The 25,063-nt window shown below is 38.7% G+C and carries 24 protein-coding genes and 1 tRNA gene; 10 read left to right on the plus strand and 15 right to left on the minus strand.

What is annotated here, in order from left to right:
- Positions 1-6: 6 nt before the first annotated feature.
- The 15 genes from K0B81_04515 to K0B81_04585 form a co-directional block, all read right to left on the minus strand.
- Positions 7-2,361, minus strand: coding sequence for an endonuclease MutS2 (locus K0B81_04515; protein MBW6515866.1), 2,355 nt, complete (start codon positions 2,359-2,361; stop codon positions 7-9).
- A 47-nt stretch (positions 2,362-2,408) separates the two neighbouring features.
- Positions 2,409-2,945 carry a CvpA family protein gene (locus K0B81_04520; protein MBW6515867.1) on the minus strand — a complete coding sequence of 179 codons (537 nt, stop codon included), beginning with the start codon at positions 2,943-2,945 and terminating at the stop codon, positions 2,409-2,411.
- A gap of 262 nt (positions 2,946-3,207) precedes the next feature.
- Complete coding sequence (rpsU, locus tag K0B81_04525; protein MBW6515868.1) at positions 3,208-3,411, minus strand: 30S ribosomal protein S21; 204 nt, start codon at positions 3,409-3,411, stop codon at positions 3,208-3,210.
- A 158-nt stretch (positions 3,412-3,569) separates the two neighbouring features.
- Positions 3,570-4,418 carry a nitroreductase family protein gene (locus tag K0B81_04530; GenBank protein ID MBW6515869.1) on the minus strand — a complete coding sequence of 283 codons (849 nt, stop codon included), beginning with the start codon at positions 4,416-4,418 and terminating at the stop codon, positions 3,570-3,572.
- Between the two features lie 77 nt (positions 4,419-4,495).
- A complete protein-coding gene (locus tag K0B81_04535; GenBank protein MBW6515870.1) occupies positions 4,496-6,235 on the minus strand; it encodes an FAD-dependent oxidoreductase in 1,740 nt (579 codons plus the stop codon).
- Positions 6,236-6,373: 138 nt separating this feature from the next.
- Positions 6,374-7,147: an acyl-ACP--UDP-N-acetylglucosamine O-acyltransferase gene (lpxA, locus tag K0B81_04540; protein ID MBW6515871.1), complete on the minus strand. Its 774-nt coding sequence runs from the start codon at positions 7,145-7,147 to the stop codon at positions 6,374-6,376.
- A 9-nt stretch (positions 7,148-7,156) separates the two neighbouring features.
- The gene (locus K0B81_04545) at positions 7,157-8,554 is read right to left on the minus strand and encodes a bifunctional UDP-3-O-[3-hydroxymyristoyl] N-acetylglucosamine deacetylase/3-hydroxyacyl-ACP dehydratase (GenBank protein ID MBW6515872.1); all 1,398 of its coding nucleotides are present in this window, start codon (positions 8,552-8,554) and stop codon (positions 7,157-7,159) included.
- 70 nt (positions 8,555-8,624) lie between these two features.
- A complete protein-coding gene (gene lpxD / locus K0B81_04550) occupies positions 8,625-9,674 on the minus strand; it encodes a UDP-3-O-(3-hydroxymyristoyl)glucosamine N-acyltransferase (protein MBW6515873.1) in 1,050 nt (349 codons plus the stop codon).
- 8 nt (positions 9,675-9,682) lie between these two features.
- Positions 9,683-10,216 carry an OmpH family outer membrane protein gene (locus K0B81_04555; protein MBW6515874.1) on the minus strand — a complete coding sequence of 178 codons (534 nt, stop codon included), beginning with the start codon at positions 10,214-10,216 and terminating at the stop codon, positions 9,683-9,685.
- A gap of 147 nt (positions 10,217-10,363) precedes the next feature.
- Positions 10,364-10,567, minus strand: coding sequence for a hypothetical protein (locus K0B81_04560; GenBank protein ID MBW6515875.1), 204 nt, complete (start codon positions 10,565-10,567; stop codon positions 10,364-10,366).
- 9 nt (positions 10,568-10,576) lie between these two features.
- On the minus strand, positions 10,577-11,425 hold the full coding sequence (locus tag K0B81_04565) for a hypothetical protein (GenBank protein ID MBW6515876.1): 849 nt from the start codon (positions 11,423-11,425) through the stop codon (positions 10,577-10,579).
- A gap of 50 nt (positions 11,426-11,475) precedes the next feature.
- The gene (locus K0B81_04570; GenBank protein MBW6515877.1) at positions 11,476-12,246 is read right to left on the minus strand and encodes a M23 family metallopeptidase; all 771 of its coding nucleotides are present in this window, start codon (positions 12,244-12,246) and stop codon (positions 11,476-11,478) included.
- 116 nt (positions 12,247-12,362) lie between these two features.
- Complete coding sequence (locus K0B81_04575) at positions 12,363-12,800, minus strand: hypothetical protein (protein ID MBW6515878.1); 438 nt, start codon at positions 12,798-12,800, stop codon at positions 12,363-12,365.
- A gap of 42 nt (positions 12,801-12,842) precedes the next feature.
- A complete protein-coding gene (locus K0B81_04580) occupies positions 12,843-13,115 on the minus strand; it encodes a nucleotidyltransferase domain-containing protein (GenBank protein ID MBW6515879.1) in 273 nt (90 codons plus the stop codon).
- 1 nt (position 13,116) lies between these two features.
- Positions 13,117-13,554, minus strand: a complete 438-nt coding sequence (locus K0B81_04585; protein MBW6515880.1) for a VOC family protein — start codon at positions 13,552-13,554, stop codon at positions 13,117-13,119.
- A 607-nt stretch (positions 13,555-14,161) separates the two neighbouring features.
- Here K0B81_04585 and K0B81_04590 point away from each other — a divergent pair.
- The 10 genes from K0B81_04590 to K0B81_04635 form a co-directional block, all read left to right on the plus strand.
- Positions 14,162-15,571 (plus strand): hypothetical protein, encoded by a 1,410-nt coding sequence (locus K0B81_04590; GenBank protein MBW6515881.1) that lies wholly within the window; start codon positions 14,162-14,164, stop codon positions 15,569-15,571.
- 257 nt (positions 15,572-15,828) lie between these two features.
- Positions 15,829-15,915 (plus strand) — tRNA-Leu (locus K0B81_04595).
- Positions 15,916-16,016: 101 nt separating this feature from the next.
- Positions 16,017-17,177: a PorV/PorQ family protein gene (locus tag K0B81_04600; GenBank protein MBW6515882.1), complete on the plus strand. Its 1,161-nt coding sequence runs from the start codon at positions 16,017-16,019 to the stop codon at positions 17,175-17,177.
- Between the two features lie 181 nt (positions 17,178-17,358).
- A complete protein-coding gene (locus K0B81_04605; protein MBW6515883.1) occupies positions 17,359-20,595 on the plus strand; it encodes a T9SS type A sorting domain-containing protein in 3,237 nt (1,078 codons plus the stop codon).
- Positions 20,596-20,632: 37 nt separating this feature from the next.
- Entirely contained in the window at positions 20,633-20,902 is a 270-nt protein-coding gene (locus tag K0B81_04610; protein ID MBW6515884.1) for a hypothetical protein, read from the plus strand.
- A 45-nt stretch (positions 20,903-20,947) separates the two neighbouring features.
- The gene (locus tag K0B81_04615; protein MBW6515885.1) at positions 20,948-21,796 is read left to right on the plus strand and encodes a hypothetical protein; all 849 of its coding nucleotides are present in this window, start codon (positions 20,948-20,950) and stop codon (positions 21,794-21,796) included.
- A gap of 11 nt (positions 21,797-21,807) precedes the next feature.
- Positions 21,808-22,485 (plus strand): hypothetical protein, encoded by a 678-nt coding sequence (locus tag K0B81_04620; GenBank protein MBW6515886.1) that lies wholly within the window; start codon positions 21,808-21,810, stop codon positions 22,483-22,485.
- A complete protein-coding gene (locus K0B81_04625; GenBank protein MBW6515887.1) occupies positions 22,469-23,206 on the plus strand; it encodes a hypothetical protein in 738 nt (245 codons plus the stop codon). Before K0B81_04620 ends, K0B81_04625 begins: the two co-directional genes overlap by 17 nt.
- Positions 23,207-23,245: 39 nt before the next feature.
- Complete coding sequence (hutH, locus tag K0B81_04630; protein ID MBW6515888.1) at positions 23,246-24,772, plus strand: histidine ammonia-lyase; 1,527 nt, start codon at positions 23,246-23,248, stop codon at positions 24,770-24,772.
- Between the two features lie 43 nt (positions 24,773-24,815).
- Positions 24,816-25,063: hypothetical protein (locus K0B81_04635; protein ID MBW6515889.1), on the plus strand; the 248-nt coding region annotated here is incomplete at its 3' end.

Below are 25,063 nucleotides of genomic sequence, written 5' to 3' on the forward strand. Positions count from 1 at the left end.
ATCCTTTTAACTAAAAACTACCACGGTTACTCCATCTCCACCCGCTTCTGGAGCTGGAGAGTAGTGTTCTTTGATTCTGGGAACTCCTTGCAGATAACTTCTTATTTTATTTCGAAGGGCACCGGTTCCTTTACCATGCACTATTCGTAATTTGTTTAAGCCGGCTGCATATCCCTCATCTAAAAACCCTTCTATCAGGGGTAATGCATCATCAAAAGTTAAACCCAATACCTTCAATTCTGTTTTTACTTGTCCCGTAGTATGAATATTGACTCCCTTCTTTTTTCCCTCTTCTTTTTTAACTTTGCTCAAATAAAAAAGATTATGTGTATCTGTTACTAACAATATACCGTTAAAATCAACTTTAACACCATTTTTTTCTACTGCTACTATAACCCCAGTTCCTTCTAATTCTCTAATCCAGACGGTTTCTCCGACTTGGGGTTCTGTTACTGGTGATAGTTTTTCAACTAACAAATCTCTCTCTTCTGTAACCAGATCTCTGTTCAGAGAAGCGACTTTTTTAATTACTTGTTGTGTTTCCTTTTTCCTTTCTTGATTATCTTTTTGACGAATCTTAGCAATTTCTGACTCTAACTCTCTTTGGAGATTAGCCAGAAATTCTCGTGCTTCTTTCACAGTCTCTTGACGAATATTTTTCTTATCGCTTTCCATCTGGAAGAGTTTGCTGTCATATTCATTTATCTTTTGGTTAAGAAGATTTAATCTTAGATCATATTGAAACTTGCTCTGAGCAAGCTCCTTCTTCTCTGATGAGATTCGGGTCAGCAAATCGGTTAATTCGACATTTTGTTTGCCAGTAAGATCTTTAGCTCGGTTAAGAACCTCTTCTTGTAACCCTAATTTTTCAGCAATCTCCAGAGCAAAGCTATTACCAGGTAGTCCAATCTTAAAACGATATGTCGGGATATGTTTATCAGGGTCGAATTGCATTGCTGCATTTTGACATCTCTCAGAATTCATAGCAAACAATTTTAGTGGTGTGTAGTGTGTTGTTACAACTCCAGTGACTCCCTTGCCGATAAGAGATTCCATAATAGATTGTGCAAGAGCAGCCCCCTGTTCAGGATCTGTTGCTGCACCAATTTCATCTATTAAGATCATTGTCTTATCATCACCAATTTCGAGCATTTCCCTGATATGACCTAAATGAGCCGAAAATGTGCTCAATGAATCTTCTAGTGACTGTTGATCTCCTATATCGGCTAAAATGTGACTAAATTGACCAATTTCTGACTCCTTATCTGCAGGTATCGGTAAGCCACTTAATGCCATCATTGTCAGTAAACCGATAGTTTTTAAGGTAACTGTCTTTCCACCAGTATTAGGACCTGACAATACAAGGATATCATAGTCTTGTCCTAATTCCAGATCAAAGGGAATGACCTTATCTTCATCTTGCATAGTGTATAATAACAAGGGGTGTCTGGCATTTTCTAATTTAATAACAGTCTTTTCGCTTACTAGAGGAGTATTCCCCTTAAAGCTATTACCCAAACGGGCAATAGCAAAATAAAAATCGAGATCACCAAGAATAGAGTAGTTATTGAGCAGATCGTCACGATATTCTTGGATCATTTCAGTGAAATCCTTGAGAATACGAAATATCTCCTCCTTTTCTTCCTGACGTAGTTGATGAATCTCGTTGTTCATACCGATCGCTTCGTTTGGTTCAACAAATATAGTTGCTCTGCTGCCAGAATAGCCATGAATAATTCCTGGCATAGATCCGATAGATCCCTCTTTTAAAGGGATAACATAACGGTCATCTCGGAGGGTGATTATCTTATCCTGAATAACATTTTCTAATTGTTTTTCCTGAATCTTCTTTTGTAAAAGACCCAGTATGCTTTGTCGTAATCGTGACTGTCTACCCCTGATCTCCTGCAAGGCAGGTGAAGCGGTATCAAGAACTTCTCCATCATCTGCAAAAGTTCTTGCGAATTTCTTGCTGATCTCCGGTAAAAGAACCAGTTGTTCTATGATCTTCTGATACTCAGGAGTATCGCTAAAACTATTCTTGTTATTGGTATGATCACCAATTATTTCAGCAGAGGTAGTTACAACTTTATAAATCTTGTGGAATTCGGGATAAGAATAAGTAAGATGTTCATAGTGATAAAATAATGGTTTAATGTCATAAATATTATGAAAATCATAGTCGTGTCTTCTTTTGATAATTTCCTGAATTTCACTAACGACAATCTGTCTCTGGCGAATCTCAGTGATCTTCTTTAAAGGGAGCAAAGATAGAGCAAATCTCTTTGCCGTTAAGGAATGGCATTGATTTGCCAGAATTCGTTTGATCTTATCAAATTCAAGTTGTTTGTAGGAATCCATAAGGAAGAAAAAAATCAGGTATTAAGAATAGATTTTAAGAAAAGAAATTATAAAGGTCTCGCATCCCGAGGAATAGGCGGTCTCTGAGGTGCTTGACGACTACCCGGAATTTCGGAGACATAATTGTTGATAATATTTTCTGCGATTACTCTGGCTGCAGAATATATTTTTGATTCCTCTCTGACTTTTCCCAGTGAAGTTGAGATAGAGGAGATTTCAATCAGCAGAACTAAGATAATTATTATAGCAAACCCAAATAAGACGCTAAAAATACCACCAATAAAATTGTTTAACCACCCCATGCTGATTAATGCCATTAATTTTTCCAAGATCAAAGAGATAAGCTTAGCTAAGATCATTACAATAATAAAAATCACTACATATCCGAGTATTATAGCCCATGTTTCAGAGATTCCCAATCTAACGTGGATGTCTTCACGGATTATAACTCCGAACTGTCTGACGAGCACAATGACCAGAATTATACCTAATAACTGCAGAAAAGAAAGAATAAACCCTCTCTTCAGACCAATAACGAAAAAGATCAGTAGAAAGATCATTAAAATGATATCCAAAAAGTTCATTAAGACCCCCTAACAGCTTATGTTGCTTTATTTTTTGTAAAGTAACTAACCCCAATCATTAAACACTCAACAAGTAAGCCGAGTCTGAACGATTTAAAACCTTTGGGATGAATACTTTTTTCATCATTCATAGAAAAAAGGGAGATATCTCCCTTTATATAATCTACTCAAATTATTATGTCCGGATCAATCATAATCCTTGCATATACCGGAGTTCATTGAATTATGAGCATTTTAAAATTATTATTGGTAGCATTGGTAATTATGAATACTGTTGCATTTTTCTGGCGATCTTCATAGCTTTGCGTTTAGCTACATTTTGCTTTCTCTTTCTTTCTTCGCTTGGCTTCTCGTAAGCTTGGTGCTTTTTAATATCAGAGAGAATAGCTGCCTTTTCGCACTTCTTCTTGAAACGCTTCAGAGTAATCTCAAACGGTTCTCCATCACGACTGTAAACAATAGGCACTAATTTTTACCTCCTTCTTCAAATTTAGTAAATCAAAATCTCTTTATAAGGTTTATTTGTCAAGAATAAAGCAATCTACTGTTAAAAAGGCTCAACTAAAACCATATTCCGATCTCTAAATGCCTGATCTCCTTTAAGATTTTTGGGATGCAAGAATACTATTCAAACCTAAAGATCTCAGTAATATCTCTACGTTCGGGTAATCCATCTACTGTCGTACTAATTTGGAGTTCTTCTTTAGAATAATCTTCATATTTTTTTATTGGATAACCAAGCGGAGTGAGACAAGCTATATAATCTCCGGAAGGTATGTTCAGGATATCTTTAACTTCCGTTCTATCCATATCGGTTATCCAACAAGTACCCAAACCATACTGGGTTGCAGCAAGTAATAAATGATAAGCAGCGATACAGGCATCTTGCTGTGGGCGTTTTGTTTTATTGAGATCAGCACAGACGGCAATAACTAAAGGTGCTTCAGCTAATGGCTTACTGGATGTATCACGAATTTTGCTCAAGACTTCAATCTTGCTCTTGTTTCTTGTTATCACATAATAATATGATTGGGAATTTCGAGAAGTAGGAGAGTAACGACAAAGTTCCATAATTTTGTGTATTACTTTGTCATCAACAACATCAGGACTAAATTGACGAATGCTTCGTCTTTTAAATAGCAGTTCAGAACCTGACCAGTATTCATTTAACCGGTGTAAAAATGTCTGGAACTCGATTTTTCTCCCTTCAGGGTCTTGAGCAAAGAAGTGGTAGATCCGGTATTGATGGTTTACTCTGGGAGAAAGTTCTGCTATTGCTGACAAACTTTGATACATGAGATTTACTTCACTAGCATTTGTATAGAAAAAGGTGATGATACCACAATTATCTGATTTATCTCCTTCGCAGAAACCAAACAACATATTTCCATGCTGCAGAATAACGCACTTACCTTGATCTAACCAAATGTTTGCCTTAATTTTATCAACATAAAATTCTACTATCTTCGGCAAGTTTACCGTCTTAAAAAAGATAATTCCTGACATAAAAAACCTCGCAAAAAACTTTAAATATTTCTGTTTTTCTTATTTTAACTGAGAAAGGCATCCTCTTCGGGATAGATCTGATCGTCGGGAAGTATTGTTTCTCCATCATAGATACCCTCTTCACCATCTTTACGACCAAAGATAAATTGGTAAGTTTTATATCCACCCGAGAGATTATATACTCTATCAAATCCCTTCTGAAGAAGCAAACGGCAGGCAAGATAACCTCTTAAGCCGACCAGACAGTAGATTATGATATCTTTGTCTTTGGGTAGCTCCTGCCACCTTTCTCTTAAATCATCTAAGGGGATATTAATACTGTCAGGAATAGAGCCCAATTCATATTCCTCTTTGCTGCGTACATCCAAGAGGATTGATTGTTGATAATTATCCTGACCCAATTCAGACCATTCGATGGTCTTAAACTTACCTTTGATCATATTTTCAGATACGAAGCCGACAATAGTAAGAGGGTCTCGAGCGGAAGAATAAGGTGGAGCATAAGAGTGTTCAAATTCTGTTAGATCAAAAACAGTACCCCTTTTCTGAATGAAAGCAGAGATGACATCCAATCTTTTATCAACCCCTTTGAAACCGATGATCTGGGCACCGAGTATTTCACCATCTTGAGGTGTGAAAAAGAGTTTAAGTGAAATCGGCAAAGCATTGGGATAGTACCCGGCATGACTGGAAGCATGAATGACAGCAGAACGGAATGATACCTTGCTTAGCTTCAATTGTTGTTCAGAAGCACCAACTATTCCGGCAGTGAGGTCGAAAACTTTAATAATAGCATTACCGATAACTCCATTAAATTTTCGCTTATTTCCTAATACGATATTATCGGCGACAATACGTCCCTGTTTGCTGGCAGGACCTGCCAGAAAGGCATTGACATCCTGTTGTAAAATCTGATGTTTAATTTTGATTGCATCTCCAACGGCATAAATATCTGGATCATTAGTTTGCAGATATTCAGTAACTACAATACTACCGTTGTCAGAGAGTTCTAATCCACTGTTCCTTAACCAAGCCGTATCTGGTTTAATACCAGTAGCAAAGATAACCATATCTGTTTTGATTTTCATACCGCTTTCTAATGATGCAATTATTCCTTCATTTGTCTGCTCTAAAGAATTTACTTTTTCGTTGAGATAGATTTTTACACCTTCTGATCTAATATGGTGAGATAGGGCAGAAGACATCTCAAAATCAAAGAAAGGAAGAATACGATCTGCCATTTCAATAAGTGAGACTTCAGAACAGATATTATGCAGATTTTCTACCATCTCGATCCCTATATAACCAGCTCCAATCACTGTTACTCGCTTAGGATGATGCTGTTCAATGAATTGCTTAATTCGGTCAGTATCTTCAACATTACGTAGAACAAATATACCCGGCAGATCATTGCCCTTGATTGGTGGTATTATTGGCTGAGCACCTGGAGAAAGAACCAATATATCGTAAGTTTCTTGATAGGTTTCTCCTGTTTCAAGGTTGACGACTTTGATCTTTTTACTCTGCTTATCTATCCCCCTTACTTCGCTGAGGGTTCTAATGTCAATGTTGAAGCGTTTACTGAATTCTTCTACAGTCTGAACAAAGAGCTTATCTCGTTTTTTTATAACACCGCCAATATAATAGGGTAGTCCACAATTCGCATAGGAGATGTATTTGCCACGTTCAAATAGAATAATCTGGGCTGTTTCGTCATTTCTTCGTAATCTTGCGGCGGTAGAAGCACCACCGGCAACTCCACCAACAATCAGATACTTTTTCATAAATCATTCCTAAGAAAATTTAGTTAACCAATTTTATATAATTTTCAATGTGTACAACAATTTGTGATAGAGATCAGAAGTTAGATGTGCTGATTATTGATGATCAGCTTCTTTTTTAAGATCAATATCGAAAATTTTCTATTTAGCGATACCCCGTTGTGAATTTCTTACAAAATCAATGAAATACTCCTGTTCCGGTGTTAAGTCGGTCATTTTATCAGCAACATCGAGAGCTTGAGTAACATTATATTTAGGATTATAAAAGACTCGGTATATATCTTTTATGGCATTTATAGCTGCATAGCTAAAACCCTTTCTTTCTAAACCAACAGTATTGAGTCCGATTGGTCTAAATGGCATTCCTTCACCACGGGTAAAAGGCGGAACATCCTTCTTAACACCAGAAACACCGCCTACAAAGGCATACTTGCCAATTTTGACAAATTGATGTACTGCTGTTAAACCACCGATAGTTACAAAATCCTCTATATTGATATGACCGGCTAAAGTTGCTACATTAGCCATAATGATATTGTTTCCAAGATGGCAATTATGAGCTATGTGACAATAAGCCATTAGGTAACAATTGTCACCAATTGTCGTGTCTTCATCCATGGTTGCTGAAGTATTGATAGTTACATATTCCCGGATTCTGTTATGATTGCCAATTATTAACTTCGTCGGTTCGCCTTTGTATTTTAGATCCTGACAGACAGAACCAATAACTGCAGAATGGTAAAAATGATTGTTGTTGCCGATAGTTGTATATCCTTCAATTCGGACATTAGCGCCGATAACATTATCATCACCCAAAACTACATTAGGTCCTATTGATGAGAAGGGACCAATTTTTAAATTACGACCGATCTTTGCACCACTTTCAATTACTGCTGTAGGGTGTATATCAGACATTCCTTAACCTCATTTTTTCATTATCTTTGCTAAAAAATCACCTTCACAGACCTTCTGGTCACCAACATAAGCATCTCCATGCATCTTGGTCAAAGAGGTCTTCAAGCTTATGACAGTTAAGACAAATCTTAAAGTATCACCCGGTTGTACCGGTCTGCGGAATTTAACATTATCTATGGCGGCAAAATAGGCGACATGCTCTTCAGGATTTTCACAAGTATTGAGAAGCATGATACCACCTGTCTGAGCCATTGCCTCTATGATCAAAACACCTGGCATAACGGGATGGTCAGGAAAATGTCCCTGAAAGAATGGTTCATTGATAGTGACGTTTTTTATTCCGACGATCTTCTCCCCGGCTACGAATTCGGTTATCTTATCAACAAGCAGGAAGGGATAGCGGTGAGGAAGTATTTTTTGTATTGCCGTTATATCGAATACTACATCGGTAACGGCTTTCTTTTGATATATTTTCTGTAGTTTTTGCTTCTTATACATTTGTCGTAGTTTCTTGACGAGTTCGACATTTGTCTTGTGACCTGAACGTGCAGCCAAAATATGTCCCTTAATTGGAACACCTAACAGGGCAATATCACCTAACAAATCAACCACTTTGTGTCGAACAAACTCATTAGGAAAACGGAGCGGAGTTTCATTAACAATTCCATCCTTACCAATAGGAACTGGTTCTTTGTATCCAAATAGTTCCTGTAATTCTTTCATCTCTGCTTCGGATATTTTTGGTTCTGCTATAACTAAAGCGCAATCAAGAGAACCCCCTTTGATTAATCCGGCATCCTTTAATGCTAAGATCTCACTCATAAAACAGAAAGTCCTAGCCGGTGCAAAATCCTTTTCAAAATATGATATTGAAGGGAACCATGTATATTGTGTGCTGAGATACTTATGCTTATAATCAACCATAAAAGTAATTTTCAATTCATTAGATGGGACTATGACGACATCGACGTTTTCTTCCGGCGCAGAAAAGGATATCGGATCATCAAATTCTAAGTATTCTCTTTCTGTATCTTGATCTACTATTCCTACTTTTTTCAGCAAATTGTAATAAACCAAAGAACTTCCATCGGCTACCGGCACTTCAGGTCCGTTGATCTCGATCCGAATATTATCAATATTGTATCCCTTGATAGCAGCTAAAAGATGTTCTATTGTTGAGACAGTAGCTCCCTGAACACCAATCGTAGTACCTCTGGACATATCTACGACATGATCTATATCAGCCGGTATCTCTGGTTTATCGGGAAGGTCTGTGCGGATAAAAACTATTCCCTCATCATCTTTGGCCGGTTTAAACACTACGGTACAAATCTCTCCACTATGTAAGCCGATCCCAGTATAACTGATCGACTCCCTGATCGTCTTTTTCATCTCTTTTTCATTCATACTCATTTCCTGAAATCTATAATGATTTTATTGTTACTATAGTAGCAGTGTTTTTACAAGCAGCAAGAACCTATTTATCTTCTTCTTGCTCTCTTTTCTTAATTTTATTGAAAAAAGTCAAAATTTCCGGTAGTTTTTTAATAGCAACAACGATCCGTTTCTGTAGAGAGGCATCTATTGCCGGTGTGCCAAAAAACTTAGCTCCTGCAGGGATGCTGCTGCTTATTCCAGATTGTGCTCCTACCATGGCACCATCACCAATTTTAAGATGTCCAGCTGCCCCAACCTGACCTGCTAAATAGACATTATCACCTATTTCCGTATTTCCTGCCAAACCAACCTGAGAGCAAAGGATCACATTTTTACCAAGCCGGCAATTATGCCCAATTTGTACGAGATTATCGATCTTTGTTCCCTCACCGATGTAAGTGACTCCAAATGTAGATCTGTCAATACAGCTATTAGCCCCGATCTCTACATCATTATCGATAACGACTTTTCCGATATGGTTGATCTTATTATGTTTTCCATTAGCATAGACATAGCCGAAACCATCCATACCTATGACAGAATTGGCATGGATTATTACTCGATCCCTGATCTCTGTATCAGCATAAATAGTGACATTAGGATAGATCTGACAATTGTTTCCGATCCGGACATTTTCACCGATAACTACATTGGCTCCAATAGTTGTCTCAGAGCCAATTCTTACACCCTTCTTTATGACGGAGTACCCACCAATACCAACTTTCTCTTTAAGCAGAACATCTTCATCAAGAAGGGCTGTTGGATGGATATCAATCTGATTTTTTCCCAGTTCTATTTCCAGCCATTTGGTCACAATAGTATTGAGAGTTAAATATGGCTTAGAGCATAAGAAGAGGTTGCTTTCCGGTAATATTGCAGCATCAAAATCTAACGGGACTATTATAAGACCGACTTTAATACCCTTTAGATCGTTGAAAAATTTTTCATTTTCATAAAAGCAGACTGAGTTTTCATCAGCTTCTCTCAATTCAGAGACATTACATAATAAAACATCGTTTTTTAGAACTAGTCTGCCTTCTATACCTGTAGTTAACTCCTCAGGTCTTAATCTATGAGAAAAAACTTTCATTCTAACTGCTAATTGCCTGTTCCTGCAGATCTGTTCAGGTCTTGAATTATTAGATCGGTAATATCAAGGTTTGGTTTTGCATAAAGGATCCCGCCACCTACAGCATCAAAGATGATCGAATAGTTTTCTTCCAGAGCAAATTTTTCGATAGAATCTCTTAATTTATCCATTATCGGCTCTAACAGTTCAGCGTTACGCTGCATCGCTAAACCACCTTCACCGAAGATGCTTTCAATGTATTGACGACGCTCTCTGATTTTCTCTTGGATACGTTCTTCTGCCTGGGCTTTACCTGATTCGGTTAAGGTTAACTTCCTGGCTTCATAATCGGACTGTAATCGTTCAATCTCATCTTCGATCCTGGTTAGTTCTCGTTCCCAACTTTCACGTTCTGCCATAAAAATTGATTGTGCTTCCTGAGTATCAAGACTTTCATACATTATCCTGTCTGTATCAATATAGGCAATCTTAATAGTTTGAGCTACTAATAATGTCGTTGATAACAATAAGCTCAATAAGGTTGTTATTATGATTCTCTTCATCAAATCCTCCATCTCTTGACGAATTTCCTGTAAGAACGGACAAGTTACTTAACCGTATCAATAGTAGGTTGGAAAATAATGTTCGTTCCTTATTTATCTTTGCACTATTTTTTGGATACTTATATCAGTCAATAAATAATAATAGGGTTATTTGCTCTTATAAAATTCTTCAACTGCTTGATCTAACTGATTGATCATCTCATCCAGATTATCACTCTCAATGGACCTTGTATTCCCATTATCATAAGTGATTACTACACTGGAAAAACTCTTATAGTAATCTCTGATCTTGGATATCACTATAGAAATTTTTCCCACTTCCGAATCTTTTAACTTGATTATCGATTTCATTTCTTACTCCTAATAGTCGTAAGTATATTGATTTTCAAAGATCGGTTCTCCACTTTCATTATACCAAATTTCTTGTACTATCAAGCCATTAGAATCATATTCATAAACAGCTCGATGGTAGAACTCCTCATATCGATATTCTGTCTTACTTTGCATTAAACCATCTACATAACTGTAAACTCTACTTACCGTAACTTCCCCTGACTCGTTCAGCCAACTCTCTTCGATTAGATCACCATCTGAATTATAACTATAAAGATGTCTATTAACGATATCATCACGACGGTCTCTTTCAATATATTCGTTTAGAAATCCGTTTCGATATAAATAAATTGCCGTACTGATCAGATTATCATTTCTGTCATATTTGATTTCTTCAATTAGATCCCCATTGTCATAATTATAAACAGTTCTGGTCTGGATTTCGTCAAAGGGGGTCAGCCATAACTCTTCTACCAGATTACCATCTTGATCATAAGAATAATGATATTTGCTTCTTAAGACCTGTTCCCCTTTATACCAGATAGTATTGTCTAACTTTCCTGTTTGATCATCATACTCCAGAACTCTTCGCGTAACGACTACTCCATTGGGATTGAGCCACTTTTCGTCTATTAATCTTCCCTCTTCGTCATAATACTGTTTCTGATTTACTATATTATGACTCCATTTAGTTTGGATTGTAATGCCGAGCTCTTTGCGAATGAGTTGTTCTCTGTCGTCAGGAGTATCTTTTCTTGATACACCGCAAGAGGATAGGTAAAGCAAACCCAAAAGAGAGACCATTAGTATCAAGCTAACATTCTTGATCTCGATCATAGCATTTTTTTTCAATCTTTTCTCATTCTTTATTGTCATAATCTTTTATCCTGCCTTTAGTCATAAGTTTACTAAATTATGGAGATCTATTATTGTTTGTTAAACGTGTCAGCAAATCTTCTCAGAGAAGCAAATTGATAGTGTAATCTCTTTTCCGGATCAAAGCTATCTCCATTGACATCTCTTAGTTCAATATGCAAATGAGACGGTTTCCCACTGTTTCTAATATTACCTGTATATCCTGTTAAGCCAACCTGAGTATCACCGGTCACAATCTGTCCCTGTTCAACAAAAACTTCGTTCAGGTGGGCATAAAGACTCTCAATCCCTTCAGGATAGAGTATTCTCACGATTTTTCCATACTCGACACCTATAGAGTCAATTCTTGTTCTACCCGAATATCCAAATGATTGAAAGATGAAATCAGGGTCATTGCTAACATCAGTGACTATTCCTATTGGATAGATCGGATAGACAGGGGTATTCTCTGGAACATAGAGATCAACACCTTCATGAATTCGTCTAATATTTCCCGTTCTTCTTCCACTTCCATACAGATCAAATTCACCGTATTTGAGATATTTCTGTTTCAACTCAGCATAAGCATGATCATCTCCAAAGGGTGATTGATGTATGAAAGTACGATCTACAAATTCCGGTGTGACCAGAATAGCAGGGTATTTGATACTGGAGCCCAACTCAACCATAATAGTTTCTTCTGACCAGTCTAATATGGTAAACCCTTTTAATCTCTTAGTCAAACTACCAATTCGGATAAATTGTAAAACTATAATCAATACTAATATCACGAACATAGTACCTTGCATATTGAGTAGTTTTTTCCCCTTCGATCTTCTCATTTTTTTTGTCCTTTACCTTTTTTTCAATTCTCATTCTAATCTTGAATTCGTCAACTCATAACTATTTTTCTGGAGAATGTTCTATGTTAAGATATTATAAATGCAAACAGATTTATCTATAAATGTACTTTCAAATCTTCGAACATTTCCAGTACTGAAGGTAATCTCTCTTCAATATCCTCAACAGAGGATATTTTAATGAAATCCTCTAGTTTTTTTATGATTTCTATCGGATAATCTCTTTCTACATATCTCATTCCAAAATCAGCTCTCTCAGGCCGATACCTGAGATTCAACAGTGATACTAAGTGACGGTTAATGAACTGCAGGTAGCATCTCTGTGCAGCCAGCCAGTTTTTACGAGCAAGAGCTTTTTTCAACTCGATGATACTAAGCCAATCGAAGTCTATAGCAATGTGATAATACTGGTTAATTAGTTTTTCTCTATCTGCCTGTGAGGTCTCTGAACCGTTATAGATATTTTCTTTATCAAACCAGATAACGATTTTACCATGTCTATCCTGCTCAGTTAATTTTTGGGGGTTATCAGCCATAACAACAACAATATCACAGTAGAATAGTGGCGGGAAATTATTTTATTGATAGAAACATTGTGACATTCCGTGCCATGTGGGTTCCGGCATACGAAAGCGTTTAATAATTCCATAACGAGATTCCAGAAACTCATCTAGTATGGAAAAGATATTATCCGGATTGCCTTTATTAATCACGATGCTCAGATCGAGATCGGAATATTGATCTAAGTACCCGGTAGCTGCCGAACCACCTTCCCAAGCAGCTACTATCTCGGAGTGATGCTGCAAGAATTCCTTTAACTCTAATCTTAATTCATCTGTTAATGTATTCATACTATTGCTCTGGGTTGAAGTTGATCATCCAGTTGATCCCGAATTTGTCGGTCAGCATGCCGAAGTAATCACCCCAGAAGGCGAAAGCCATCGGCATGATCACCCCTCCACCTTCAGAGAGAGCTATGAATACACGGTCTGTTTCTTCTTTACTTTCGGTACAGATCTGAAGAGATATATTATTACCTTGAACGAAATTCGGTTCCCATTCTCCATCGGTAGTATCGCTACCCATGAGTACGGTCTCTTTGCTGATCGGTAATGAGACATGTAATATCTTGTCTTCCATCTCTTTGGAGACTGGAGGTGTTCCTTCGTGAGCTGCCATATCTTTGCATCTGCCAAGGTAACAAAATTCACCACCAAAGACTGATCTGTAAAAGTTGAAGGCCTCTTTGCAATTGCCTTTAAAGTTGAGATATGGGTTAATTATTGCCATTTCTTGCTCCTTTACTACTTTTAGATGAATCAAGCTGTCTGTGATATTGTTTTTTGTCTAATAGTTTTATTTGGGGAATAGAGAAGAAGGGGCTATTAACTATGTAGTTATTGGTTCCAGAGGAAGAGAAGCAAACTAAGAAGGGATCTCTTGACTACGCTCAAGATGACAAGGATAAAGAACTTTCTTTACAATTCTTCACCAAATTGGCAAGCTCTATTTAATTTAGCAATCAGATTTGGTGAAGAATCACTCAGGATGACAATGAACACAGACTGAAGTCAATTTTACGTTAACCAATAGGGAGTACACGAGTCGGATAGAGCCGACTCGTGGGATTCCTAAAGGTTTAATAAAACCAGATAGTCAGTCTAAAAACGGGGGATACTGATTAAGGTCTATACTATAGACAACGCAACACAGGCATCCTGTCTGTGATTTTTGTGGTAAATGGGACGTTACCACCCCATTTCATACTCCGGTTGACAAACTTAAGAACTTTCTCTATGCGTAGTATTGATAGACGAGGTTTTTTGCTGGACAAGAAGAGGGAGAGATGCAGAAGTTGGTGAAAATGGTTTATAGATAAGATAGAGGAGATAGATAGATGTATTTCAAGTTTTGGATTGCGTTATTAGTCCTGATCGGTTCAGTTACTCTTTGGGGTATTGAATGGGATGACTTGGCTGTTTTAACCCCAGAACAGAAGATCTTCGGACTATCGTTGATCTGGAAGGAAGCTGATTACAATTATCCCCATTTTTCTCAATTGTCTGAGCTGGACTGGGATAGCGATTATAGAAGATTTGTATCGAAAGTAATCGAAACAGAGAATATTTATGAATATTATAGAACAATCCAGCAATTTGCCGCATTACTGCAAGATTGCCATACGAGAGTTATCTATCCGCAAAGTTTTGCTGCAAAACTCGATTTCCCTTTAGTTCAGTTGAAGAGAATAGAAAGTCGAATAATCGTAACCAATGTCGGGAAAAAACACGCTGAGGTTCTTCCGATGGGGAGTGAGATCATAGAAGTAGAGAATTTGCCTATTGAACAATACTTTCTACAGGAAGCTTTCCCTTATATTTCGGCATCTAATGAAGAGGTTTTGTATAATAAGGGGATGTCGTTACTTTTTTTCGGTGAGAAAGATAGTGAAGTCATGGTCAAATTTCGTTATCCGGCAGATATTCAAATCGAACCGCAAAAAAGGGGAACTATTGAACAAGCAAGATTAGTCAGAAGCAAATTAAATGACCGTTGGAGCGTTCCTCTTGATACTAAAGAAGAGTTATTATATCATAAATGGCTCGACGATGATATCTTATATGTAGCTCTCTATAGTTTTAATGATGAGTTAATTATTAGATTGTTTGATAGCATCTTACCCGAACTTCAGAGATGCAAGGGTTTGATATTAGATCTGCGGGAAAACAGATGGGGAAGAACCGAAGTAAGTAACGAGATACTGAAAAGATTAACCGATAGAAAAATTTTTAGAGGAGTCGAAACTGAATCGAGGAAGAATGTCTCTCTCTACAAAGCTTGGGGTACTCCGATCCAGCTCTATAACTATTTACCTCCTGAAGAATATGCTGCCTACGGTAGGGGAGATGTCTGGCAGAGAGAAGAACCTGTGGAGATAGTAAATGACTTTGATGGAGAAAAAATCATGGTCCCTCTGGTTATCTTAATGGGGAGTGAAACAGCATCAGCAGCAGAAGATTTTGTGGTTATGCTGAAAGAGGCGAGAGATGATGTTATGCTGGTGGGGAGTCATAGTGCCGGTTCAAGAGGACAGGCAATCATATTGATGCTGCCGGGTGGGGGATATATTTTTGTGTCAACACAGAGAGATATTTATGGCGATGGGAAGATTTTGACAAGATATGGGGTGGAAGTTGATGTGGAAGCGGAATGGAATTACAAGGATTATCTGGAAGGAAGAGATACGGTATTGGAGAGAGGAGTTGAGGTGTTGAAGGAATTAAGAGAAAGCGATTGGGAGAAGTAACAAGGTCATGGGAAGAAGAGCAGGGATTCAACTACGGAGACACAGAGAGTACAGAGTGCACGGAGAAAAAAATAGCATCTGGTTGGTAATGAAAAATCTGGTTGACATAAAGTATCTATATATTATTGAAGTCAATCCAATTATAAATTGGTACTAATGGCATTGTGATAGTCAGTCATTGTCCCTAACATGTTATAAAGATGTCAGTTAGAGTTTATTTGACACAAAGTGTAACCTAGAGAGTTATAGTAGATAATGCCGAAGTGGTGAAATTGGTAGACGCAGTGGACTCAAAATCCACCGAGTTTCGGCTCGTGCCGGTTCGAGTCCGGCCTTCGGCACCATTAAAGAGAATAAAGACAAGGAGGCAAGCTACTTGATTAAGCTAATTGTCTGTCACTTTGTAAGTTTATAAAAGAGAATAAATTTTGGAGGAACTTCGCGTATGAAGAACATAAAGTTCGTAGCCATTACTTTGATAGTAATGTTCGGGATAATGATCCCACAATGGTTAAGCGGTGTGTCAGAAGCCGGCGTAATCTTCTTGCTTATAGAACCGGGTTCTAGACCGGGTGGTATGGGACATGCCTATGTTGCTCAAGTTGATGATGCTTTTGCCGGATATTGGAATCCGGGTGCAATGGCGTTCAATCGTAAAACTCAGTTTGCAGGTATGCATACTAACTGGTTCGGAGATATCTTTGATGATATCTATATCGAGTATCTCGGCTGGAATCAGTATTTTCAAGACATCGGCAATATCGGAGCACATGTCATCTTCCTGACGTATGGAAAACAAGACCGGATGGATGAACAGGGTAATTATTTAGGAGAGTTTACCAGTTATGAGTTGGCAGTAGCAGCAAGTTATGCCAATCAGGTTTCAGATCGTCTCGGTCTGGGATTAACGTTTAAATTCATCTTGAGTGATCTGGCTCCCGAAGGCACCGGAGAGACTGAGGTTGGTGTCAAAGGTCGCGGAATAAGCTATGCTTTTGATTTTGGTGTTAAATCACAGGGTATAGATTTCGGACAGGTTATGGTTGCTCCCTACAATGGTTTGATTGCGGCATATAACGGTATTGCTACATTAACGGGAGTTAACAAAGCCAATTATTCCGGATTTAGCTTACCGGTTCATAATCTTGATTTTGGTCTCAATCTGCAGAACATTGGTCCCAATATTGTTTATATTGACGATGCCCAATCAGATCCGCTTCCCATGAATTGGCGGATGGGATTATCATATCGCTTAATGGAATCACAATTCAATAAGTTAATCCTCAATGCAGATATGAACAAGCTATTAGCTAATGATGATCCTTTCTATCAAAGAATAATAACCGCTTGGTATGATGATCCGATGCAGGAAGAAATCGACTCAACGATCTTCAATATCGGCGCTGAGTATACCTACTTTAATTTACTCTCTCTTCGTGGTGGTTATATTTACGATAAAGCAGGAGACATTATTGGACCATCTTTTGGAGCCGGTATTCAATATACGTTTACTCAAAGATATAAGGTGAGTTTTGATTTTGCCTTCCAACAGGGTGGCGGATTAGTAGATTATAATAAAACATTTTCACTGGGCTTAGAGTTCTAAGATCCAGATAAATATGATGAATCACTCTTAGATCTGATGCAACAACCCTTCACCAAAACGGGAAGCATCCTCGAGGGAGCAATCCATTTTGGTGAAGGGTTACATTAGCGAAGAGAGCTGAAAAATCAGAGACCCTATTTACATATATGGTCTCTTCTGCTCAAGGCAACTGAAAGGACCAATGAGATTTATCAAAGATAAAGTTAACTTTTTACTACCACTTCTCTTACTCTCAAGTGTTGTTTTGACTGGAGTTTCGGGTAGAGTCGAACTAAATAAGGAGTATCCTTCCGCTGTAGATGGTTTAGCCACTCAACGCCGTATTCATCCTGCAGAACAGTATTTTCATTCCCAACGTACAGCAAGAATTGCTTCCAGAACTGCTAATTTTGATAAACTTCTCGTACTGCTCATTGATTTTCAGGAAGATGATGATCCACGAACAACAGGAAACGGAAAATTTTTATTAGAGTTCGATCCTGAATATCCTATAACAATTGGAGCACCACCTCACGACTACGAATACTTTTCAGCAATACTGGAAGCGATGAGATATTACTATTTAGCGGCAAGTTTAGGCAATTATGATCTGCAGTATGATATCTATCCCCTGGAAGATGATCCTAAATTCGCTTATACTTTACCGCAACAGATAGGATACTATAATCCGGGATTGGATAATTACGATCTTTTCGTTGCCAGGATCGAAGAATATTTCTTTGATATTTTTACTACTGCAGACAGTTACGGTGAAATCGACTTCGGTCAATACGGACATTATCTGATCATTCATGCCGGTTCGGATTGGCAACACGATATTTATGGAGACAGTCCCTCGGATCTGCCGTCTTTCTTTATCCAGGTTGGTGACGGTAAGGAGGTTTGGGTCAATGACGGCACAGTAATGATCGATCATGCCTGTAATGTACCGGAGACGATCAGTCAGGATGGTCGTTATGGGGTGATAAATGCTGTCATAGCCCATGAATTCGGACATTCGTTGGGTTTTGTCGATCTCTATAATGTTAATAATTTCTATCCGGCTGTCGGGTATTGGGACATCATGGATGCAGGGGGTATGGGGCGTCTAGTTGATATCGGCTACGACGGAGAGTTCTATGCCATAGAAGGGGGTTTACCTACTCTTCCCGGTGCATGGCATCGCTTACTCATCTGGGGTGATGTTTTTGAAGATATGGAGGTCTATAAACAGATAACCGATTTCTCCGTCGGAGAAGAGATCACAATATCAGCAGCTTCAAATCTCTACGACCAGGATAATCCGCTGCCCTATTTTGTAAAAGTACCGCTCAATGCTCAGGAATATTTGCTGTTAGAGAACAGACATGTTGATCCGGATGGAGACGGTGGTATTTATTTTAGGGGAGCAGCTCCAATAACTCCCGGGGGAACTGATTACAGGGTATTGCTTCATCCGATAGGGATCAATGACCCTACCATGAAACCTATTTATGAATACGATTGGCTGTTACCCGGCTGGATGAGTAAGAGCGGAAAGTCCTATGGTGGCGGAATTATTGCCTGGCATATAGATGAAAAGGTCATCTATGAAGAGGGCTACACCTATGCAGACGGGACTTTTGCCAGTAACTACCAGATCAACAGGATCAACACAAATCCCAACCGGAGAGGTATCAGGATCATAGAAGCCGACAATCTCCATGATATTGGTAATCCTTATTCCTGGTACTGGTATGGTACGGAGTATGAGCCGTTCTTTCGTTATAAACCTCTATTGGATGTCGATGGCGACTTTGCCGGCTGGTCTTATGAAGAGTTCAGCTATAATCTCTCCTCTACATCGAAACCGGCACTCTTGACGAATAATGGCTATCCTTCGGTATACCGGATCTATGATATCAGCTCTTCAGCCGGAATAATGACCTTTAAGTACAGCTTTGAACCATTCGAAGAGACAAACATTTTAAGCAAAGATGTTAAGATAAATTATCTGGCTTATCCGTCTATCACATCATTCCTGGGTGGAGTAAGTGAAATGCTGGTCTTTACAGAAGAGGGTGTTTACTTTTACCGACACTTATATGACAAATGGGCAGGCTTTTTAAACAACTTCGACTATTTACCGACTCATCCGGTTACTTTTTATGAAAGAACAGGATATGCGACAATTTATTATGTTACTTCAGGGAACAAGTTGATCAAAATATCAGATAATGTGAGTAATTTCACGCAAGTTGTGATGGAACTGGAGAGCGATATTATTGAAACACCCCTTCTGATTGAGAAAGATGATGATCTGCTGATCGTTATTCCAACAGAAGATGAGCTAATTATCATGAGCGAACTGGGTATCGAGTTAGAAGAGCAAATTTCTTTAGCCATGCCCAATGCCCGGGTAGTATATGATGGTTATACTTTGACAGCTATAAGTGATAATGTAATGTATTATATAACACTTCCTTTATTACTGACAGAAGCTCCTGATCACCTGCTCTTTGAACATATTCAAATGCCGACAAGTTTAGGGAGCAATTATTACCCGGTTGCTTATGCTCCGGATCAGATGATCTTCTACCAAGATGATACCGGTGATGTATATAGAAGCCGGCTTTTGTCAGGTCAGTTGGAGAACTTCTTCAACTTAACCCAATATACAACAGCAGAACCGACGCAATTGGCTTTGGGAAATATCGGGGAAAGGGTGGTCTATCTGTTCTTTGCTGCCGGTGAATATCTATTTGCTGTCGATATTGATGGTACGATGGCTCAAGGATATCCCAAATATATTGAAAACAGACATTTCCAACCGGGTGGAGATGTAAGAATTCTGGAAATAGAGGGACAAACCATGTTGGTCCTTCCTGTGACTTCGTCGAGCTCGGAAGCAGCCACCCCGAAGCATTTTCCTCGGTTGATAGATGAAGGTTATCTCTTTTATGACTTTGAGAACGGTTTACTGGCAGAAAACTCGATAATCTGGAACAGACCTGATTATCCCGACTACTTTTATTGGGAAGAACATTCTGAACGGCTTTATTTCTTCTTTGCCGATACGAATGAAAATCTTTACGAAGCTATTTTAACACAGACGGAGGAGGACCCGATAGTCTGGAACGGTTATAGAAACTCTAAATGGTCGGTGTATGAGGGGATCCATTCTCCACATACTACTCCTGTTGAAACGGTTAAAGCGTATGCCTTTCCAAATCCGTCAAGAAAGGGCGAGGTGAGAATTAGGGTTGAAGGTGGAGAAGAAAGGATAGAGTTGCAGATCTTTGATATTTCCGGGAAAAGATTGTTCAACAATATCTATGTTGAGAACATCGGATCAATTTATGACATTCGTTGGAATACTACTAATATAGCGTCCGGAGTCTATTTTGGGATTGTTAAGACAAAAGGTAAGAGTGTTAATTTTAAGGTGGCGATTGAATGATCAAGATCGATCCACTAATAGCCGCGAATAAAAAACGATGTACACGGATAATAATGAAACAAAACCAAAATTTGTCATGTCGAGCGTAGTCGAGACATCTCATCTTTGCTTGCTTAGCTTCGAAGCAGTCGGTAATGAGATCTCTCCATTACGCTGCGCTTCAGTCGAGATGACAAAGAGGAAGGATGCTTCAGTCGAGATGACAAAGAGGAAGGATGCTTCAGTCGAGATGACAAAGAGGAAGGATGCTTCAGTCGAGATGACAAAGAGGAAGGATGCTTCAGTCGAGATGACAAAGATTGGATGATAACTTAAAGTTCAAAATGTATGATTAAATATAAAAGGAGTTAAGATGAAATACTGGAGAATATCTATCTGCTTAACTATTATGCTGGTTTCAATATCAGGGGTTTTTGCCCAGATCTATGTCCCAGAAGGTGAAGAAGTTTGGTATGATGAAACGGCTTATCGGGGAGAAAGAAAATCTGCTACAACAGCGATCATTCTATCTTCGATCTTTCCCGGTAGTGGACATTTCTATGCCAACAGACGATCAGTCGGCACTTATATCTTTCCGGTGCTGGAAATAGCAATGTGGGCTGGTTTTATTCATTTCAATAACAAAGGTCAGGATATCGAAAGAGATTATATGGCTTTCGCCAATGAACATTACGATAGGATCAGACAGACCACAGCCCAGAATAATCTGATCAACAATGAAAATTCGAGTGATATCTATAACAATATTCATTTTCGGTTAGATGCTACTAATACCCAACACTTTTATGAAGATATTGGTAAGTATAACAAGTATATCTTCGGCTGGGAAGATTGGTATGATATTTACTTTGAGTATGGAGTTCAGTGGGAATTTGATGGTGAAGGAATATGGATTGGGAATCGCCCGACACATCCGAATCCACCAGAAGGTTTAAATCCCGATAATTGGTATGCACCATATAGTGGCTTGAGAGCTGAATATATAAGCATGCGAAGAGAGGCACAACAGAATTTTGATAGAAGGACACTGATGAGTTTTGGGTTGGTTTTCAATCGTATCATCAGTGCAATTGATGCCGTAAGGGTTACTACCAGATATAATCGTGAACTACGCTATGCATCTAATTTCGACTTTCGACTGCAACCGACTTTTGTTAACAATCAATTCACACCAACTGTTAGGTTGGGTTATAGGTTTTAGGTGAGGTCAGATTGAGGAAAACGGTTTTAGGAATACTGATAATTCTGCTGCTTAGCTCTGGTAGTTTATTGGCTGAGCAGGTTTCTACGGGTAAAGCCATGCTCTATTCGGCTCTGGTACCCGGATTAGGCGAGATGTATCTTTCTGATTATACCAGAGCAGGAATCTTCTTAGGTGCAGAAATACTCATATTAGCTTCTTACTTCCGTCTTAATCAGGAAGTGGACTGGAAAACCAATTCTTACAAAACATACGCTAATCGCTATGCCGATGTTCCTTTTGGTGCCTCTGATAGTTACTATAGATTGATCAACAATTACATCAGCAGCGATAAGTACAATACTGAAATAGAACTTTTTCTGCGGAACAGGTATATAATCTATGATTATAATCCCGATCTGTATAACCATTATTTAGATCTTTATCTGATTGATGATGAAGATGCCTGGGAGTGGGAAAGCAGAGAGAATTGGCTGAGATATAGAGAGATCAGGAGAGAAAAACAACGGTTAGAGATCTATACAAATTTTGCTATTGGTGCCGCAGTGATCAACCGACTTATCAGTGTTATTGATTCAGCAATTTTAGCGAGAAGCATTAATAGACAGCAAACCTTTTTATCTAACCTAAATGTTGAACCGGATCTTACCCGAATAGGATGGACTCTGTCTTATGAATTCAAGTTTTAAACTTTGCGGTCTTTTATGTGCAATAGTCGTTTATGCGGGGCAGATCTCGTTTTGCTTTGCTCAGATTCCAGCAAGCATGGAATACGATCAAATCGAGATATCAAGTAGCGAGAAATCGGTCTTTCAGAGCTTTTTGAAATCTGCAGTAGTACCTGGTTGGGGTGAGTTGAGTTTGGGGAATAAGAGTGGCTATGTGTTTCTTGCTTCTGAATTATTGCTCTGGTCGGGCAGGTTGTATTTTCTGGAAGAGGTAAAACTCAGAGAGGAAGAGGCATACGTCTATGCAATGAAATATGCCGGGCTGCAACCGGGGAAATATAGCAACGATTATTTTGATCTATTGAGTCGCTATAATAGCTCCGGCTTTGAAACAGGCGGATATAATGAAATGGTCTTAATAAGAGCGCAAACCTTATATCCTGATGATACGGAAGCCCAGAATCAATACATTCTCGACAATGCTATCCTCGATCAATCGCTATACTGGGATTGGGAAACCAGGGAAAACCGTCGACAATACAGTATCATGAGAAAAAACGCAGATCATAATAGAGATTATGCTAAAGCAGTTATCGGGGTAATAGTAGCTAACCATGTTATTAGTGCCATCAATGCAGTAAGAGTAACATCCAACATAAATAGAAGAAACAGGATCCAGGTAGGACTTGACTTTGATAGAAAAGATATGATACCTCTAATTAAGGCATCTTATCGTTTTTAGCTGATCAATGCCTCTGAAATGAGTTATTAGGGTAAAGCAATGAAGTCGATCAATATTGATGGAAATAATCTCACTCTGGAAGAGATAAAAAGGGTAGCTGTCGGCAACCAAGGGATCAGGTTATCGGAAGCAGCAAAGAAAGCAGTTCGTAAGTGTCGTGATTATGTTGAGAAACTAATCGCTGACAAGCGGATTGTTTATGGTTTAACAACCGGCTTCGGTAAATTTGCCGGAGTTACCATATCTCCTGATAAGATAGAAGAATTACAAGAAAATCTTATCTTGAGCCATGCTACAGGGGTAGGTGAACATTTTTCAATCCCGGAAACGAGAGCTATTACACTACTACGTTGTAATGTACTGGCTAAAGGGTTTTCCGGTGTGAGAATTTCGACTCTGGAAACCTTGATCAAAATGCTTAATGCAGGAATTCATCCCTGTATTCCAGAAAAAGGTTCTGTTGGTGCAAGTGGTGATCTGGCTCCTCTGTCTCATTTAGCATTGGTTTTGATCGGTGAAGGATATGCTGAATACAAAGGTGAGATCATTCACGGGAAAGAAGCTCTCCAGAAAGCTGGGCTCAAACCGGTTAGATTAGCGGCTAAAGAAGGATTGGCTCTTAATAACGGAACACAGGTCATGACTGCCGTTGGTGCTTTGACCTTACTAAAAGCTCAACATCTCTGTAAGGTTGCCGATGTATGTGCAGCTGTTTCGGTAGATACAATGCTGGGAACTCCCGCTGCTTTTCATGAACTGATCCATTCTGTGAGACCACATCAGGGACAGATCAGAGTAGCTGAGAATTTGAACAATCTACTCCTTGGAAGTAAGATCAGAAAGTCGCATCTTTATTGTGACCGGGTGCAAGATCCATATAGTCTTCGATGTGTACCTCAGGTACACGGAGCTGTCAGAGATGCTCTTGAATATGTGAGGAATACCATAGAAATAGAGATAAATTCTGCAACTGATAATCCTCTTATCTTTCCTGATCAAGGTGAGGTCATATCGGGGGGGAATTTCCATGGTGAGCCGGTAGCTTTTGCCTGTGATGTAATGGGTTTAACAATGGCAGAATTAGGTAGCATCTCCGAAAGGAGAATCGAGCAAATATGTAATCCGGCACTAAACAGAGACCTGAAACCATTTTTAGCTCCTCGACCCGGACTGGATTCAGGTTTCATGATAGCCCATGTTACTGCTGCGGCGCTGGTATCAGAGAATAAGACATTAGCACATCCGGCATCTGTAGATTCTATTCCAACCTCTGCAAATCAGGAAGATCATGTCAGCATGGGTACTATTGGGTCAATTAAAGCCAGAAGTATAGTTGATAATATTGCTCACGTCCTGGGAATAGAGCTGATGATAGCTTTACAAGGGCTGGAAGAGAGAAAGATCAAATCATCTCCGGTAATTGAAGCGATCAGAAAAGAGGTCAGGAAAGATGTTGCTTTCCTCAAAAAAGATAGAAATCTCAATGATGACATACACTTTATGAAGAGATTTGTCGAATCGGAAAAGATATTAGAGATCATAAGGGAATATCTCGATATAAAATAAGTTTACTGCCGTTATCCATAAGAAACACTATATAGGATAAATAATGATACGCAGACAAAATCTCAAGATCAACTACAAGTTAACTTTGACTATTCTCCTGTTGGCAGTGACTTTACTGGCAACTTCCTGCGTATATTTCAATACTTTTTATAACGCCAAAAAATATTTCGATTCTGCTCATAGCCAGCCTCTTAGGGATACAGGCAGACCAGCACCAAGAGCAATTCAGGACTATGATAAAGTAATTGAAAGATGTACCTACATTTTAACTGAATATCCCAATAGTCGCTG

This window comes from Candidatus Cloacimonadota bacterium (genome assembly GCA_019429305.1).
Classification (GTDB): domain Bacteria; phylum Cloacimonadota; class Cloacimonadia; order Cloacimonadales; family JAJBBL01; genus JAHYIR01.